This is a genomic window from Niveibacterium sp. COAC-50 (assembly GCF_013184235.1).
Classification (GTDB): Bacteria; Pseudomonadota; Gammaproteobacteria; order Burkholderiales; family Rhodocyclaceae; genus Niveibacterium; species Niveibacterium microcysteis.
The window spans coordinates 15,709-27,809 of the sequence record NZ_JABCJM010000006.1 but is presented as its reverse complement, the minus strand read 5'-3'; the positions used below and the strand labels follow the sequence as shown (position 1 = coordinate 27,809).

General features: G+C 61.6%; 13 protein-coding genes. 10 read left to right on the top strand and 3 right to left on the bottom strand.

Going from position 1 to position 12,101, the window contains the following annotated elements:
- Positions 1 to 135 precede the first annotated feature (135 nt).
- From HH302_RS18535 to HH302_RS18515, 5 genes are all read left to right on the top strand, one after another.
- On the top strand, positions 136 to 1,845 hold the full coding sequence (locus tag HH302_RS18535; protein WP_172203825.1) for an acetolactate synthase 3 catalytic subunit: 1,710 nt from the start codon (positions 136 to 138) through the stop codon (positions 1,843 to 1,845).
- A 141-nt stretch (positions 1,846 to 1,986) separates the two neighbouring features.
- Complete coding sequence (gene ilvN, locus HH302_RS18530; protein ID WP_172203823.1) at positions 1,987 to 2,478, top strand: acetolactate synthase small subunit; 492 nt, start codon at positions 1,987 to 1,989, stop codon at positions 2,476 to 2,478.
- 34 nt (positions 2,479 to 2,512) lie between these two features.
- Entirely contained in the window at positions 2,513 to 3,529 is a 1,017-nt protein-coding gene (gene ilvC, locus HH302_RS18525) for a ketol-acid reductoisomerase (RefSeq protein ID WP_172203821.1), read from the top strand.
- Positions 3,530 to 3,711: 182 nt separating this feature from the next.
- The gene (gene pssA / locus HH302_RS18520) at positions 3,712 to 4,476 is read left to right on the top strand and encodes a CDP-diacylglycerol--serine O-phosphatidyltransferase (protein WP_206255676.1); all 765 of its coding nucleotides are present in this window, start codon (positions 3,712 to 3,714) and stop codon (positions 4,474 to 4,476) included.
- Positions 4,477 to 4,543: 67 nt separating this feature from the next.
- Entirely contained in the window at positions 4,544 to 6,088 is a 1,545-nt protein-coding gene (locus tag HH302_RS18515; protein WP_172203817.1) for a 2-isopropylmalate synthase, read from the top strand.
- A 32-nt stretch (positions 6,089 to 6,120) separates the two neighbouring features.
- Here the strand turns inward: HH302_RS18515 and HH302_RS18510 are convergent, their stop codons facing one another.
- Both HH302_RS18510 and wrbA read right to left on the bottom strand, forming a co-directional pair.
- Positions 6,121 to 6,486 (bottom strand): DUF2069 domain-containing protein, encoded by a 366-nt coding sequence (locus HH302_RS18510; protein WP_172203815.1) that lies wholly within the window; start codon positions 6,484 to 6,486, stop codon positions 6,121 to 6,123.
- On the bottom strand, positions 6,483 to 7,085 hold the full coding sequence (gene wrbA, locus HH302_RS18505) for an NAD(P)H:quinone oxidoreductase (RefSeq protein WP_172203813.1): 603 nt from the start codon (positions 7,083 to 7,085) through the stop codon (positions 6,483 to 6,485). The genes HH302_RS18510 and wrbA overlap by 4 nt, the downstream gene beginning before the upstream one ends.
- Positions 7,086 to 7,145: 60 nt before the next feature.
- Here wrbA and HH302_RS18500 point away from each other — a divergent pair, with 60 nt between their 5' ends.
- Positions 7,146 to 8,342 (top strand): YihY family inner membrane protein, encoded by a 1,197-nt coding sequence (locus tag HH302_RS18500; RefSeq protein ID WP_172203811.1) that lies wholly within the window; start codon positions 7,146 to 7,148, stop codon positions 8,340 to 8,342.
- Here HH302_RS18500 and HH302_RS18495 read toward each other — a convergent pair.
- The gene (locus tag HH302_RS18495) at positions 8,330 to 9,814 is read right to left on the bottom strand and encodes a hypothetical protein (RefSeq protein WP_172203809.1); all 1,485 of its coding nucleotides are present in this window, start codon (positions 9,812 to 9,814) and stop codon (positions 8,330 to 8,332) included. The two genes, HH302_RS18500 and HH302_RS18495, sit on opposite strands and share 13 nt — an antisense overlap.
- A 182-nt stretch (positions 9,815 to 9,996) precedes the next feature.
- Between HH302_RS18495 and rpsP the strand changes: the two genes are divergently transcribed.
- From rpsP to rplS, 4 genes are all read left to right on the top strand, one after another.
- Positions 9,997 to 10,245, top strand: coding sequence for a 30S ribosomal protein S16 (gene rpsP / locus HH302_RS18490; RefSeq protein WP_172203807.1), 249 nt, complete (start codon positions 9,997 to 9,999; stop codon positions 10,243 to 10,245).
- A gap of 23 nt (positions 10,246 to 10,268) precedes the next feature.
- Positions 10,269 to 10,775: a ribosome maturation factor RimM gene (rimM, locus tag HH302_RS18485; protein ID WP_172203805.1), complete on the top strand. Its 507-nt coding sequence runs from the start codon at positions 10,269 to 10,271 to the stop codon at positions 10,773 to 10,775.
- Positions 10,757 to 11,581 carry a tRNA (guanosine(37)-N1)-methyltransferase TrmD gene (gene trmD / locus HH302_RS18480; RefSeq protein ID WP_172203803.1) on the top strand — a complete coding sequence of 275 codons (825 nt, stop codon included), beginning with the start codon at positions 10,757 to 10,759 and terminating at the stop codon, positions 11,579 to 11,581. The genes rimM and trmD overlap by 19 nt, the downstream gene beginning before the upstream one ends.
- A gap of 76 nt (positions 11,582 to 11,657) precedes the next feature.
- A complete protein-coding gene (gene rplS / locus HH302_RS18475) occupies positions 11,658 to 12,038 on the top strand; it encodes a 50S ribosomal protein L19 (protein ID WP_172203801.1) in 381 nt (126 codons plus the stop codon).
- Positions 12,039 to 12,101 lie beyond the last annotated feature (63 nt).

Sequence of the window (12,101 nt, the reverse complement as noted above, 5' to 3'; positions counted from 1 at the left end):
CAGGTGAAACCTCGTGTGGCCGTCGCCGCTTCATGGTGTGCTGCAGCGAGGATGCCTTGACCAATCCGTTGCACACCGTTGACAATGTACCTCCCCCTCCCTCCGGAGGGGCTTCTGTCTTTTTTGGGTGCTGCAATGGTTTTGACTGGTGCGGAGATTGTAATCAGGTGTCTGCAAGAGGAAAAGGTCGAGTATGTTTTCGGCTATCCCGGCGGCGCCGTGCTTTTCCTCTACGACGAACTGTCCAAGCAGGACAAAGTTCGTCACGTGCTGGTTCGCCATGAGCAGGCCGCCGTACACGCTGCGGATGGCTACGCACGCTCCACCGACAAGGTGGGCGTTGCGCTCGTAACTTCCGGCCCGGGCGTCACCAACGCCGTGACCGGTATCGCGACCGCGTATTGTGATTCGATTCCGATGGTGATCATCAGCGGGCAAGTCCCGACTGCCGCCATTGGTCAAGATGCTTTCCAGGAAGTCGACACCGTCGGGATCACCCGTCCGTGCGTCAAGCACAACTTCCTCGTCAAGGATGTCCGCGACATCGCTTCGACAATCAAGAAGGCCTTTTTCCTCGCCAAGACCGGACGTCCTGGCCCTGTGCTCGTCGACATTCCTAAGGATGTCTCCGCGCACAAGTGCGAGTACGAGTATCCGAAGTCTGTGACCTTGCGCTCCTACAACCCGATCGTGAAGGGTCACCAGGGGCAGATCCGCAAGGCGCTCGGTCTGTTGCTCGAAGCCAAGCGGCCGATGATCTACGCGGGTGGCGGCGTGATTCTGGCTGATGCGGCGGACAAGCTGACAAAGCTGACCCGACTGCTCGGTTTCCCGGTTACCAACACGCTGATGGGGCTCGGTGGCTACCCGGCCACTGATCGCCAGAACCTCGGCATGCTGGGCATGCACGGCACGATCGAAGCAAACATGGCGATGCATCACAGCGATGTGCTGCTCGCGATCGGCGCTCGTTTCGATGACCGCGTGATCGGCAATCCGGCGCACTTCCAGTCCGAGCCGCGCAAGATCATCCACGTCGACATCGATCCGTCGTCGATCTCAAAGCGCGTGAAGGTCGATGTGCCGATCGTTGGCAACCTCGCCGATGTGCTGGACGACATGATCAAGATGCTGGAGTCGTCCGGCGATCGCCCGAATCCGGCCCAGATCGAGCCGTGGTGGAAGCAGATCGAAGAGTGGCGTAGCCGCAATTCGCTCAGCTACAAGAACAGCACCGAGGTTATCAAGCCGCAGTTCGTCGTCGAGACGTTGTGGAAGATCACCAACGGCGACGCGTTCGTGACCTCGGATGTGGGCCAACACCAGATGTGGGCGGCCCAGTACTACAAGTTCGACAAGCCGCGTCGCTGGGTGAACTCGGGTGGTCTGGGCACGATGGGCTTTGGTCTGCCTGCAGCAATGGGCGTTCAGCTCGCGCACCCGGAAAAGCCGGTCGCCGTAATCACCGGCGAAGGTTCGATCCAGATGTGTATTCAGGAACTCTCGACCTGCAAACAGTATCGTTTGCCGATCAAGGTTCTGAGTTTGAACAACCGCTATCTGGGCATGGTTCGCCAATGGCAGCAGTTCTTCCACGGTAACCGGTATTCCGAGTCCTACATGGATTCGCTGCCTGATTTCGCCAAGCTTGCCGAGGCCTACGGGCATGTCGGCATCCGCGTCGAGAAGCCGGGCGATGTGGAAGGCGCCATCCGTGAGGCGTTCAGCCGTAAGAACGATCTGGTCTTCCTGGACTTCCAGGTGGATCCGACCGAAAACGTGTTCCCGATGGTTCAGGGCGGCAAGGGTCTCACCGAGATGATCCTGTCGTCCGAGGATCTGTAACACCCGCGCACCGTTAGAACGGGGTGCCGCTCAACCGCGGCGGCACCCGCCCAGCGCGCTTACCGGCATGCTGGGCGGCGGAAGGTCACCCGAGGGCTTTCCGTGGCCGTACTGCAGTGTGCTCACAAGCAGGCAACACTTATGAGACACGTCATTTCATTGCTGCTCGAAAACGAGGCTGGCGCGCTGTCGCGTGTGTCCGGGCTGTTTTCTGCGCGTGGCTACAACATCGAGTCGCTGACCGTAGCGCCGACCGAAGATCCTTCGCTTTCGCGAATGACGATCGTGACGTCGGGTTCGGATGACATCATCGAGCAGATCACCAAGCAGCTGAACAAGCTGATCGACGTGGTCAAGGTGGTCGATATTTCCGAAGCTGCGCATATCGAGCGCGAGCTCATGCTGGTCAAGGTGCGAGCGACGGGCAAGGATCGCGAAGAGATGAAGCGCATGGCGGAAATCTTCCGCGGCCGCATCATCGACGTGACCGATTCGAGCTACGTGATCGAGCTGACTGGTACGCAGGACAAGCTCAATTCCTTTGTCGGCGCGATTGATCGTGACCTGATTCTGGAAACAGTGCGCTCCGGCGTCTGCGGTATCGGCCGCGGCGACCGCGTGCTCAAGATCTGATTTGCCCCATTCACACGCTATTCAAGGAAATACCATGAAGGTTTACTACGACAAGGACGCCGACCTCTCGCTGATCAAGGGCAAGCAGGTCACCATCGTTGGCTACGGCTCGCAAGGCCACGCACACGCGCAGAACCTGCGCGATTCGGGCGTCAATGTGACGGTCGGTCTGCGCAAGAATGGTGCCTCGTGGGCCAAGGCTGCTGGCGCTGGGCTGAAGGTTGCCGAAGTGGCGGATGCGGTCAAGAGCGCGGATCTGGTCATGATCCTGCTGCCGGACGAGAACATCCCCGAGGTTTACAAGAACGACGTTGAGCCGAACATCAAGCAGGGCGCTACGCTGGCCTTCGCGCACGGCTTCAACGTGCACTACAACCAGGTCGTGCCGCGTGCTGATCTGGACGTGATCATGGTTGCGCCGAAGGGCCCGGGCCACACCGTGCGCTCCGAGTACCTGAAGGGTGGCGGCGTGCCGTCGCTGATCGCGGTGCATCAGGACAAGTCGGGCAAGGCGCGCGATATCGCCCTGTCCTACGCTGCAGCCAATGGCGGCACCAAGGGCGGTGTGATCGAGACCAACTTCCGCGAAGAGACCGAAACCGACCTCTTCGGCGAGCAGGCCGTGCTGTGCGGCGGCGCCGTTGAACTCGTGAAGATGGGCTTCGAGACCCTGGTCGAGGCTGGCTATGCGCCGGAGATGGCCTACTTCGAGTGCCTGCACGAGCTCAAGCTGATTGTCGACCTGATGTACGAAGGTGGCATCGCCAACATGAACTACTCGATCTCGAACAATGCCGAGTACGGCGAGTACGTGACCGGGCCGGAAGTCATCAACGCCCAGTCGCGTGAAGCGATGCGCAATGCGCTCAAGCGCATCCAGACCGGCGAATACGCGAAGATGTTCATCCTCGAAGGAAAGACGAACTACCCGTCGATGACAGCACGTCGTCGCCTCAACGCTGTGCACCCGATCGAAACCGTCGGTGGCCAGCTGCGCGACATGATGCCGTGGATCAAGGCGAACAAGCTGGTTGATCAGTCGAAGAACTGATTGATCTGAGGCTTGCGAGACGGCCACCTGCGGGTGGCCGTTTTCATTTTGGCGCACGAGCGCCGTGGATTGCAGTGGAAGCGCTCTGGTACCATCGGGCGCTTGTCCATTTGAGGGCAGCGAGTGTTTGCGGTGGCAGATTTGCCTGCAAGATGCTGCTGTTCCGACCGATCAGAATCCGCATGACCAAGTTGCGCCCACCCCGCCTGATGCCACGCGATACCCTGATTCGCCGCCGCGGCATCTACATCCTTCCCAATCTGTTTACGACCGGTGCGCTGTTCGCGGGTTTTTACGCCATCGTTCAGGCGATGAACGGGCGTTTCGAGAACGCGGCAGTCGCGATATTCGTGGCAATGGTGCTCGATGGGCTCGATGGTCGGGTTGCGCGCCTGACGCACACGCAGAGCGAGTTTGGCGCCGAATACGATTCTCTGTCCGACATGGTGTCGTTCGGCGTCGCGCCGTCGCTGGTGATGTACGAGTGGGCGCTGAAGGATTTGGGCAAACTGGGCTGGATTGCCGCGTTCGTCTATTGCGCGGGCGCGGCGCTCCGTCTGGCGCGCTTCAATACGAATATCGATGTCGTGGATAAGCGCTATTTTCAGGGGTTACCGTCGCCTGCCGCGGCGGCGCTGGTTGCCGGATTCGTCTGGATCATGATCGGTCATTCGATCGATTCAAGCGAAATCCGCTGGATCGCCTGCGTTGTGACCATCTTCGCGGGCCTGACGATGGTCAGCAACGTGAAGTTCTGGAGCGGCAAGGACATCAACCTTCGGCGCTCAGTCCCGTTTGCGGTGGTGCTCGCCATGGTCGGCGTCTTCCTGGCGATCTCAAGCTATCCGGAAGGCGTGCTTTTCGGCTTGTTCGTCGCGTATGCCTTGTCGGGCTATGTGATGGCGGCCTGGCGCTTGGTGCGCCGTAAGCCCCTAGCGGCAAAGTGATTTGAATGCGTGATCCGGCTGAGCGGCCGGCGACTGTTGGGCTGAGCTTGGCCCGGGAGAGGATGCAATGAAGGATCGTCTGGTTATTTTCGATACGACGCTGCGCGATGGCGAGCAGAGCCCCGGCGCGGCGATGACGCGTGATGAGAAGTTGCGTATCGCGCGTCAGCTTGAACGCCTCAAGGTGGACGTCATCGAGGCCGGCTTTGCTGCCGCGAGCCCGGGCGATGCCGAGGCGATTCGCGCCATTGCCGAGGTCATCAAGGACTCCACCGTCTGTTCGCTGGCGCGAGCCAACGAGCGCGACGTCCGAGCTGCCGGCGAGGCGATACGCCCGGCGGCGCGCGGCCGCATTCACACCTTCATTGCCACCAGCCCGATCCACATGGAAAAGAAGCTGCGCATGCAGCCCGACCAGGTGGTCGAAGCGGCTGTCGCGGCGGTGAAGCAGGCGCTCCAATACACGGACGATGTTGAATTCTCGGCCGAGGATGCTGTTCGCTCCGAGATGGACTTCCTGGTGCGTATTTTCGACGCCGTCATCAAAGCCGGCGCCAAGACGATCAACGTGCCCGATACGGTTGGTTACGCCGTCCCGGCCCTGTGGGGGGATCGTTTCCGATCCCTGATCGAGCGTGTGCCTGGCGCCGACAAAGTGATCTGGTCGACGCACTGCCACAACGATCTGGGTATGGCCGTCGCGAACTCGCTCGCCGCTGTTCAGGCCGGTGCGCGCCAGGTCGAGTGCACGATCAATGGTCTCGGCGAACGGGCCGGCAACGCCTCGCTCGAGGAGGTGGTGATGGCGGTGCGGACGCGCCCCGACGTGTTCGCGGTCGAGACGGGCATCGATGCGAGCCAGATCGTGGCGTGCTCCAAGCTGGTGTCGACGATTACCGGCTACCCGGTTCAGCCGAACAAGGCGATCGTCGGCGCGAACGCGTTCTCGCATGAGTCCGGCATCCATCAGGATGGCGTACTCAAGCATCGCGAAACCTACGAGATCATGCGGCCGGAGGATGTGGGCTGGACGACGAACCGACTGACGCTGGGCAAGCTCTCTGGGCGTAACGCCTTCCGCAAGCGGCTTGAGGAACTGGGCATCGTCATCGAATCGGAAGAGCAGCTGAATCATGCCTTCGCACGCTTCAAGGATCTTGCCGACAAGAAGAGCGAGATCTTCGACGAAGACTTGCAGGCCTTGATGTCTGACGAGGCGCAAGAGCTCGAACGGGAGCACTACAAGCTGGTGTCGGCGCGCTTCCATTCGGAGACTGGCGAAACGCCGACTGCGGCGCTTACCCTTGCGGTGGATGGGCAGGAAGTGAAGTCCGAATCCGAAGGTAGCGGGCCGGTCGATGCCGCGTTCCGGGCGATCGAGGCGGTTGCCAAGAGCGGCGCGACGCTGCAGCTCTACTCGGTCAATGCAATCACGACCGGTACCGATGCCCAGGGCGAAGTCACCGTTCGGTTGTCGCGCGAAAGCCGTGTGGTCAACGGCCAGGGGGCCGATACCGACATCATCATCGCCTCGGCGAAAGCCTATCTCAATGCACTGAACAAGCTGCAGGCCGGTTCTGAGAAGTTGAACCCGCAAGCCGAAACGGTGTGACTGACAATCGGGCGCCGTTGGCGCCCGATTGCTTAGAGGGTGCTGGCGCCTTTGCTCCGTGAAGGCGCGCTGTAGCGGGAGTACGCTGCGCAACTTGCGAACAGCGCCACTGACAGCGCGGTTTCGAGCGCGGCGAGCCAGACCGACAAGCCGCGATCGCTGCTTGCCCTCACCACGCCCTCGGTGAAATAGAGCCAGATCATCAGGGTCGTCCACTGGAACGTATAGCGACGGCCGTGAAGCATCCCGCGCAGCGGGAATAGCAGCGGCAGCACTTTCAGCACCAGCCATGAACCGCCTGGCCGCAGCGGAGCGAGCCAGAGCTCCCAGGCGACGCTAAGTGCGATCAGGCTGAGCAGCAGGGCGACACTGAACCATTGCAGGCGCCGGATGTTCATCGCGCGACTCCGGTGAGGCGCGCCGCGACATCCGCCAATCGACGTCCCTGTGCGAAAGCGAGGCGGCGCTCGGCGTCCGACAGACGCGCGTCGCCTTGTGGCCCCGAGACATGACTCGCGCCGTAGGGCGACCCACCGCTTTGCGTGCTGTGCAGATCACCTTCGGTGTAGGGAAGGCCCAGCACAAGTGCGCCATGGTGAAGCAGCGGAAGCATCATCGACAGCAAGGTGGTCTCCTGTCCGCCGTGCAACGTGCCGGTGGACGTGAATACGCAGGCGGGTTTGCCTGCAAGCGCGCCCGACAGCCATTGTGCGGACGTGCCATCGAGAAAATACTTCATCGGTGCGGCCATGTTGCCGAAGCGCGTCGGGCTACCCAGCGCGAGTCCGATGCAATCTTCAAGATCGGAATGCTCCGCGTAGGGCGGGCCGTTTTCCGGAATCGCAGCCCCAGGCGTTTCGATGTTGCTGCTGACCCGTGGTACGGTGCGCAGCCGGGCTGCGACAATGCCAGTGGAATCAATGCCGAGTGCGATCTGTTCGGCGATGGCGCGCACCGAGCCTCGATGGCTGTAGTAGAGAACCAGGATTTCTTTCATCGGAGATGGGTCGATAGAATGCGGGCGGATTATACGCAGGGCAGGGAGTGGGGCCGCTGGATGGAGGAAGTTCGCCGATTTCTCGAACTGCTGATTGAGCGCTTCAAGGAAGTGCGCGGCTCGTTGGTCGCAAGCAGTCTGACCTTTACGACGCTGTTGTCGCTGGTGCCTCTGGTTGCCGTGAGCTTTACGGTGATGGGGCAGTTGCCAATGTTTGCGCAGCTCGGCACCACCCTGAAAGTTTTCCTCCTCACCAACCTCCTGCCCGACAAGGCAGGAAAGGTGATTGCCACCTACGCGGTTCAGTTCTCGCAAAAGGCGAGCGATCTCACGCTTTTTGGCGGTGTCGCCCTGATCGCCACGGCCGTGTTGCTGTTGATGACGATCGACCGCTCGTTCAACGCAATCTGGCAGGTCAAGCGGCCGCGCCCGGTCTGGAATCGGATCGCCTTGTTCTGGCTTGCGATCACCTTCGGACCGGTCGTGTTGGCCGCGAGCATTGCTGCAACCACGTATGCGGTGACGGCGTCCCTTGGCGCGGTGGATGAGCCGGTCTGGCTACGCAGCATGGTGTTGCGCCTGATGCCGGTGCTGCTGTTTTCGGCGCTCTTCGCCTACCTGTTTTTCGCGATGCCGAACCGCCGGATCAATCCACGGCACGCGATCGTTGGCGGCGCGTTCGCGGGCGTCGGTATCGTGCTGTTGCAGCGCTTGCTTGGCATCTACTTCGCTCGGTTCCCGAGCTATACGCTGTTGTACGGCACGTTCTCGGCGATACCGATCTTCCTTGTGTGGCTTTACTCGACATGGCTGGTGATTCTGGTTGGTGCCATGGTTACGGCGGTGATTCCCGATTTTCTCGCGCGCCGCAGAGTGCTGCCGCCAACGGTTGCTGGCCGCTTCTACGCGAGCACACGGCTACTTGCTGCACTCGAGCAGGCGCAGCGGGCGGGCGTGCTGTCTACGCTCTCTGAGCTTGCTGCCGCGTCGCGACAGCGGATCGAAGAGACCGACGCGATGCTCGAATCGATGCGCGAAGCCGGTTGGGTCTGCGAGAGTGACGACGGTGGCTGGCTGCTGGTCGGAGCCGCCGGTACCGTCAGCCCAGGTCAGCTCTTCAGCCGCTTTGTGTTGTCCGCCGCCGATGTGGCGCGGCTCGCTAGTGGCGATCAGTCTGGTGCTGCGCAGTCGGCACAGCAGATGGCGGCCGCTCTTGCGCGTGCGCTTGATCGACCGAACACGGATCAGATTGGATAGGGGTCGATCTCGAACTGGAACAGTTCGATGTTGGCGGTCTGCATGTCAAGGCTGAGCAGCCGGCCCTGAGCAATGTAGATGCGGTCAAGGTCCGACACCAGCGCGAATCGCCGCGAGGTGTAAGTGCCGGTTGGGGCGAGGATGGCCGGATGGTGGCGCAGTGCGGGCATTGCCGGCAGTACCAGTGCTCGCACCATCTTGCTTGGACGCTCCCGCGCGCCGCGGAAGCCGACCGTCACCGGCGTAGCGCCCGTCGAGACGATCTGCAGGCCAAGCTCGATCTGCGACGGGTTCTCGCTGCGAATCCAGCGCACCACGCACACACTCCACGGCTGCTCATCGTCACGTCTTAGCGCCACGGCCGTGCCGGCTGCCAAGCCCGCTGCGACGCCTGCCACATGCATGATTGCAAAGCCACCCGGGCTTTCGTTGATGACCTGCCATTCCTGTACCGCGCCGTCACGCTGTGGCGTATCGCCGCGCATGATGTCCCAGATCGCCGGGATCCCGGTGCATGCCTGAACCGTGTACTGCGTCTTGCGGCGCGGCTGCTCGCGTTTGACGGGAATCGCCCATTCGCTGCGCAGTCGCTGCAGCAGTGACAGGGGTTGCACCCCCACTGCGACGCGGGGCAGGTTCAGTTCAAACGGTTGTTGGCCCGCCTCCAAGCGTGCGAGGTGTTCGGCCGCCCGCTTTGCGAGTGCGGTCGGCGACGCAAAAACCAACTGCTGCCCCGCAGGCGGTGCGCGACGAACCACAGCCTGGGGCCCGTCGTCGCTCACTGCTGCAATCCAATACCAACCGTTGTCGGGGGCCGCAGGTGCTTTGAGTTCGAGCTGCAGCAGCGTTGCCACCCGATTCAGGTACTCGCAGATCCAGCCGATCTCCGCTTGCGAGAAGCGTTCGAGTTGCAGCGTTCCGAGCGAGACCAGTCGTTTGAACGCAAATTGCGCACTTTCGCCACTGGCGTCGGTCGGCACAGGTTCGTCGCCGGCGGCCGATATCAGCGAAACCGACAGCGGCCAGAGCTCTGCGACATGCATGCCACCGGAGAGCCCGGCAATTTCCCATGCCTCGCTCAGCATACGCAGGCCTCGCGCGGCCAGCGTTTCAATCAGCCGCGGTTGCGGCCGAATCGCGCCACTGCGAACGTGACCGGCCACCTGCAGGAATCCGCCGGCGATTGCGCACATCGCCTCGACCACTTGGCGGGCGGTGGTGTGCAAATTGCGATCCAGCGGTAGCCCGGCTTCACATAGCCGAGGTTTGAGCTCACTTCCTGCTCGCAGCGCGCGACCGTAAAACAACTCGATGCAGCGATGAAACTGCGTCGGCGCTACGCCAGGCGTCGCCAGCTGGTCAAGCTGCCGGCGAATCTGCACCGCCTCGTCGGCCAGATCCGCAGACGGTTGCGTGGCGAGCCAGTCCAGGATCGCTGAGGTGCTACCGGATTCGGCGGTGGTCGAGGTCATTGCGGGGCGGTCAGGTTAAGTCCCGCTATTCTATTAGCGAATCCTGAAAGTTCGTCGACCCTTGTGTGGGTCGCAGAGCTGCCGCGGTCGGCTGGAAGCTCCACGTACGGCTGTCCTTGCAGAGTTTGCGTGGATCTGGTATTTTGGCGAGCTTTTCTGCACACCGCATACAGGATTTCGACATGGTTGTGATTCGCCTTGCCCGGGGCGGCGCCAAGAAGCGCCCGTTCTTCAATATCGTTGCAACCGACTCGCGTAGCCGTCGTGACGGCCGCTTCATCGAGCGCGTTGGCTTCTACAACCCGATGGCCAGCGAATCCGAAAAGGGTCTGGTCGTTAACGCCGAGCGCCTTGCCTACTGGCAGAGCAACGGCGCGCTGCTGTCGCCGACCGTTGAGCGTCTGGTCAAGGGCGCAAAGGTCTCGGCCTGATTGATTCGCTGGAGCGGGCGCCGATGATAGTGCTCGGTCGCGTCGCGGACCCGTTCAGCATTCAGGGTTGGGTCAAGGTTCATGCTTTCGGGGATGATCCGATCTCTTGGCGCACGATGCCGCAGTGGTGGCTGTGCGCGGATCCTGATGCGCCAGAATCAGCTTGGCAGCCGTACCGCCTTCGTGGTTGCAAGGCGCACGGCAAAGGAATAGTCGCGGCGTTCGTTGGCGTGGCAGACCGCACGGCAGCTGAAAAGCTGGTGGGCCTGTACATCGCCGCGCCGCGTGAAGCACTGCCCGCAACCGGACTGGACGAGTATTACTGGGCTGACCTGATCGGCTTGGCGGTCGAGAATACCGCTGGTGTCGCGTTGGGTTCGGTCAGTGGCTTGCTGAGCACCGGGGCGCATGATGTGCTTCAGGTGCAGGACGGCGACACGGAGCGGTTGATTCCGTTCGTTGGCGCCTATGTGCTGGACGTGAATCTTGCCGAAAAGCGGATTCGCGTGGATTGGGAAGCCGATTGGTGATCTCGATCGCGCAGCGCCCTCGCCATTACGGTGTGGTGACGCTGTTTCCGGAGATGTTCTCTGCGCTGACCGGAAGCGGTATCACGCGGCGGGCGATTGATCGGGGATTGTGGCAGCTGGATTGCTGGAATCCGCGTGACTACGCGTTCGATAATCACCGCACGGTGGATGACCGCCCCTACGGTGGCGGCCCCGGGATGGTGATGCTGGGGGATCCACTTCAGGCTGCAATCGAGGCCGCCAAGTCCGCCCAGTGCGAACGAGTTGGTCGCGCTGGCAAGGTGGTGTACCTGTCGCCGCAAGGTCGTACGTTGAACCACGATCTGGTGCGCGAGTTGGTTGATGAGGATGCGCTGGTCTTACTGTGTGGGCGTTACGAGGGCGTTGATCAACGTTTGATCGACCGCCATGTCGATCTGGAAGTGTCGATCGGCGACTTCGTGGTGTCAGGCGGTGAGTTGCCGGCGATGCTGCTGATTGATGCGCTGGTGCGGCATTTGCCCGGGGCGCTGAATGACGCGGCATCTGCGGTTGAGGACTCGTTTGTGGATGGTCTATTGGACTGCCCGCATTACACCCGGCCGGAGATGTGGCAAGACGACCCGGTGCCTGAGGTCTTGTTGTCGGGTGACCATGCGCGGATTCGGCGCTGGCGTCTGAAGCAGGCGCTTGGGCGGACCGCTGAACGGCGGCCGGATCTGCTCCAAGCGCGCAGCTTGAGCAAGGAAGAAGTGCGACTGCTGGCTGAATACCGGCAGGAGCAGGCGGAAGCGCCAAAAACTGGGAATGGCAACGTTTCCGAATGAAGAAAGGCACGTACCAGGTGGCGACCTGCTCTGCGTGTGAGGCCACTGGCCACTGATCAATCTTAGGAGATACGCGATGAATCTGATTCAGCAACTGGAACAAGAAGAGATTGCCCGCCTTGGCAAGACGATCCCCGAGTTCGCCCCAGGCGATACCGTGGTCGTTCAAGTGAAGGTCAAGGAAGGTAACCGTGAGCGTCTGCAGGCTTACGAAGGTGTTGTCATCGCCAAGCGTAACCGCGGCCTGAACTCGGCTTTCATCGTCCGCAAGATTTCGTCGGGCGAAGGCGTCGAGCGTACGTTCCAGACCTACTCGCCGCTGGTTGCCGCGATCGAAGTCAAGCGTCGTGGTGACGTGCGCCGTGCCAAGCTGTACTACCTCCGCGATCGTTCGGGCAAGTCCGCACGTATCAAGGAAAAGCTGCCGACCCGCGCTGCCGCGAAGGCAGCCGAGTAATCGGTCGCCACGCAGCACTCGCTGTGTCGCACAACGCCCCGCGAGTCGGGGCGTTGTCATATC

Coding starts and splice junctions, on each gene's coding strand:
- HH302_RS18535 (WP_172203825.1), top strand. CDS start 136: ATGGTTTTGACTGGTGCGGAGATTGTAATCAGGTGTCTGCAAGAGGAA.
- ilvN (WP_172203823.1), top strand. CDS start 1,987: ATGAGACACGTCATTTCATTGCTGCTCGAAAACGAGGCTGGCGCGCTG.
- ilvC (WP_172203821.1), top strand. CDS start 2,513: ATGAAGGTTTACTACGACAAGGACGCCGACCTCTCGCTGATCAAGGGC.
- pssA (WP_206255676.1), top strand. CDS start 3,712: ATGACCAAGTTGCGCCCACCCCGCCTGATGCCACGCGATACCCTGATT.
- HH302_RS18515 (WP_172203817.1), top strand. CDS start 4,544: ATGAAGGATCGTCTGGTTATTTTCGATACGACGCTGCGCGATGGCGAG.
- HH302_RS18510 (WP_172203815.1), bottom strand. CDS start 6,486: ATGAACATCCGGCGCCTGCAATGGTTCAGTGTCGCCCTGCTGCTCAGC.
- wrbA (WP_172203813.1), bottom strand. CDS start 7,085: ATGAAAGAAATCCTGGTTCTCTACTACAGCCATCGAGGCTCGGTGCGC.
- HH302_RS18500 (WP_172203811.1), top strand. CDS start 7,146: ATGGAGGAAGTTCGCCGATTTCTCGAACTGCTGATTGAGCGCTTCAAG.
- HH302_RS18495 (WP_172203809.1), bottom strand. CDS start 9,814: ATGACCTCGACCACCGCCGAATCCGGTAGCACCTCAGCGATCCTGGAC.
- rpsP (WP_172203807.1), top strand. CDS start 9,997: ATGGTTGTGATTCGCCTTGCCCGGGGCGGCGCCAAGAAGCGCCCGTTC.
- rimM (WP_172203805.1), top strand. CDS start 10,269: ATGATAGTGCTCGGTCGCGTCGCGGACCCGTTCAGCATTCAGGGTTGG.
- rplS (WP_172203801.1), top strand. CDS start 11,658: ATGAATCTGATTCAGCAACTGGAACAAGAAGAGATTGCCCGCCTTGGC.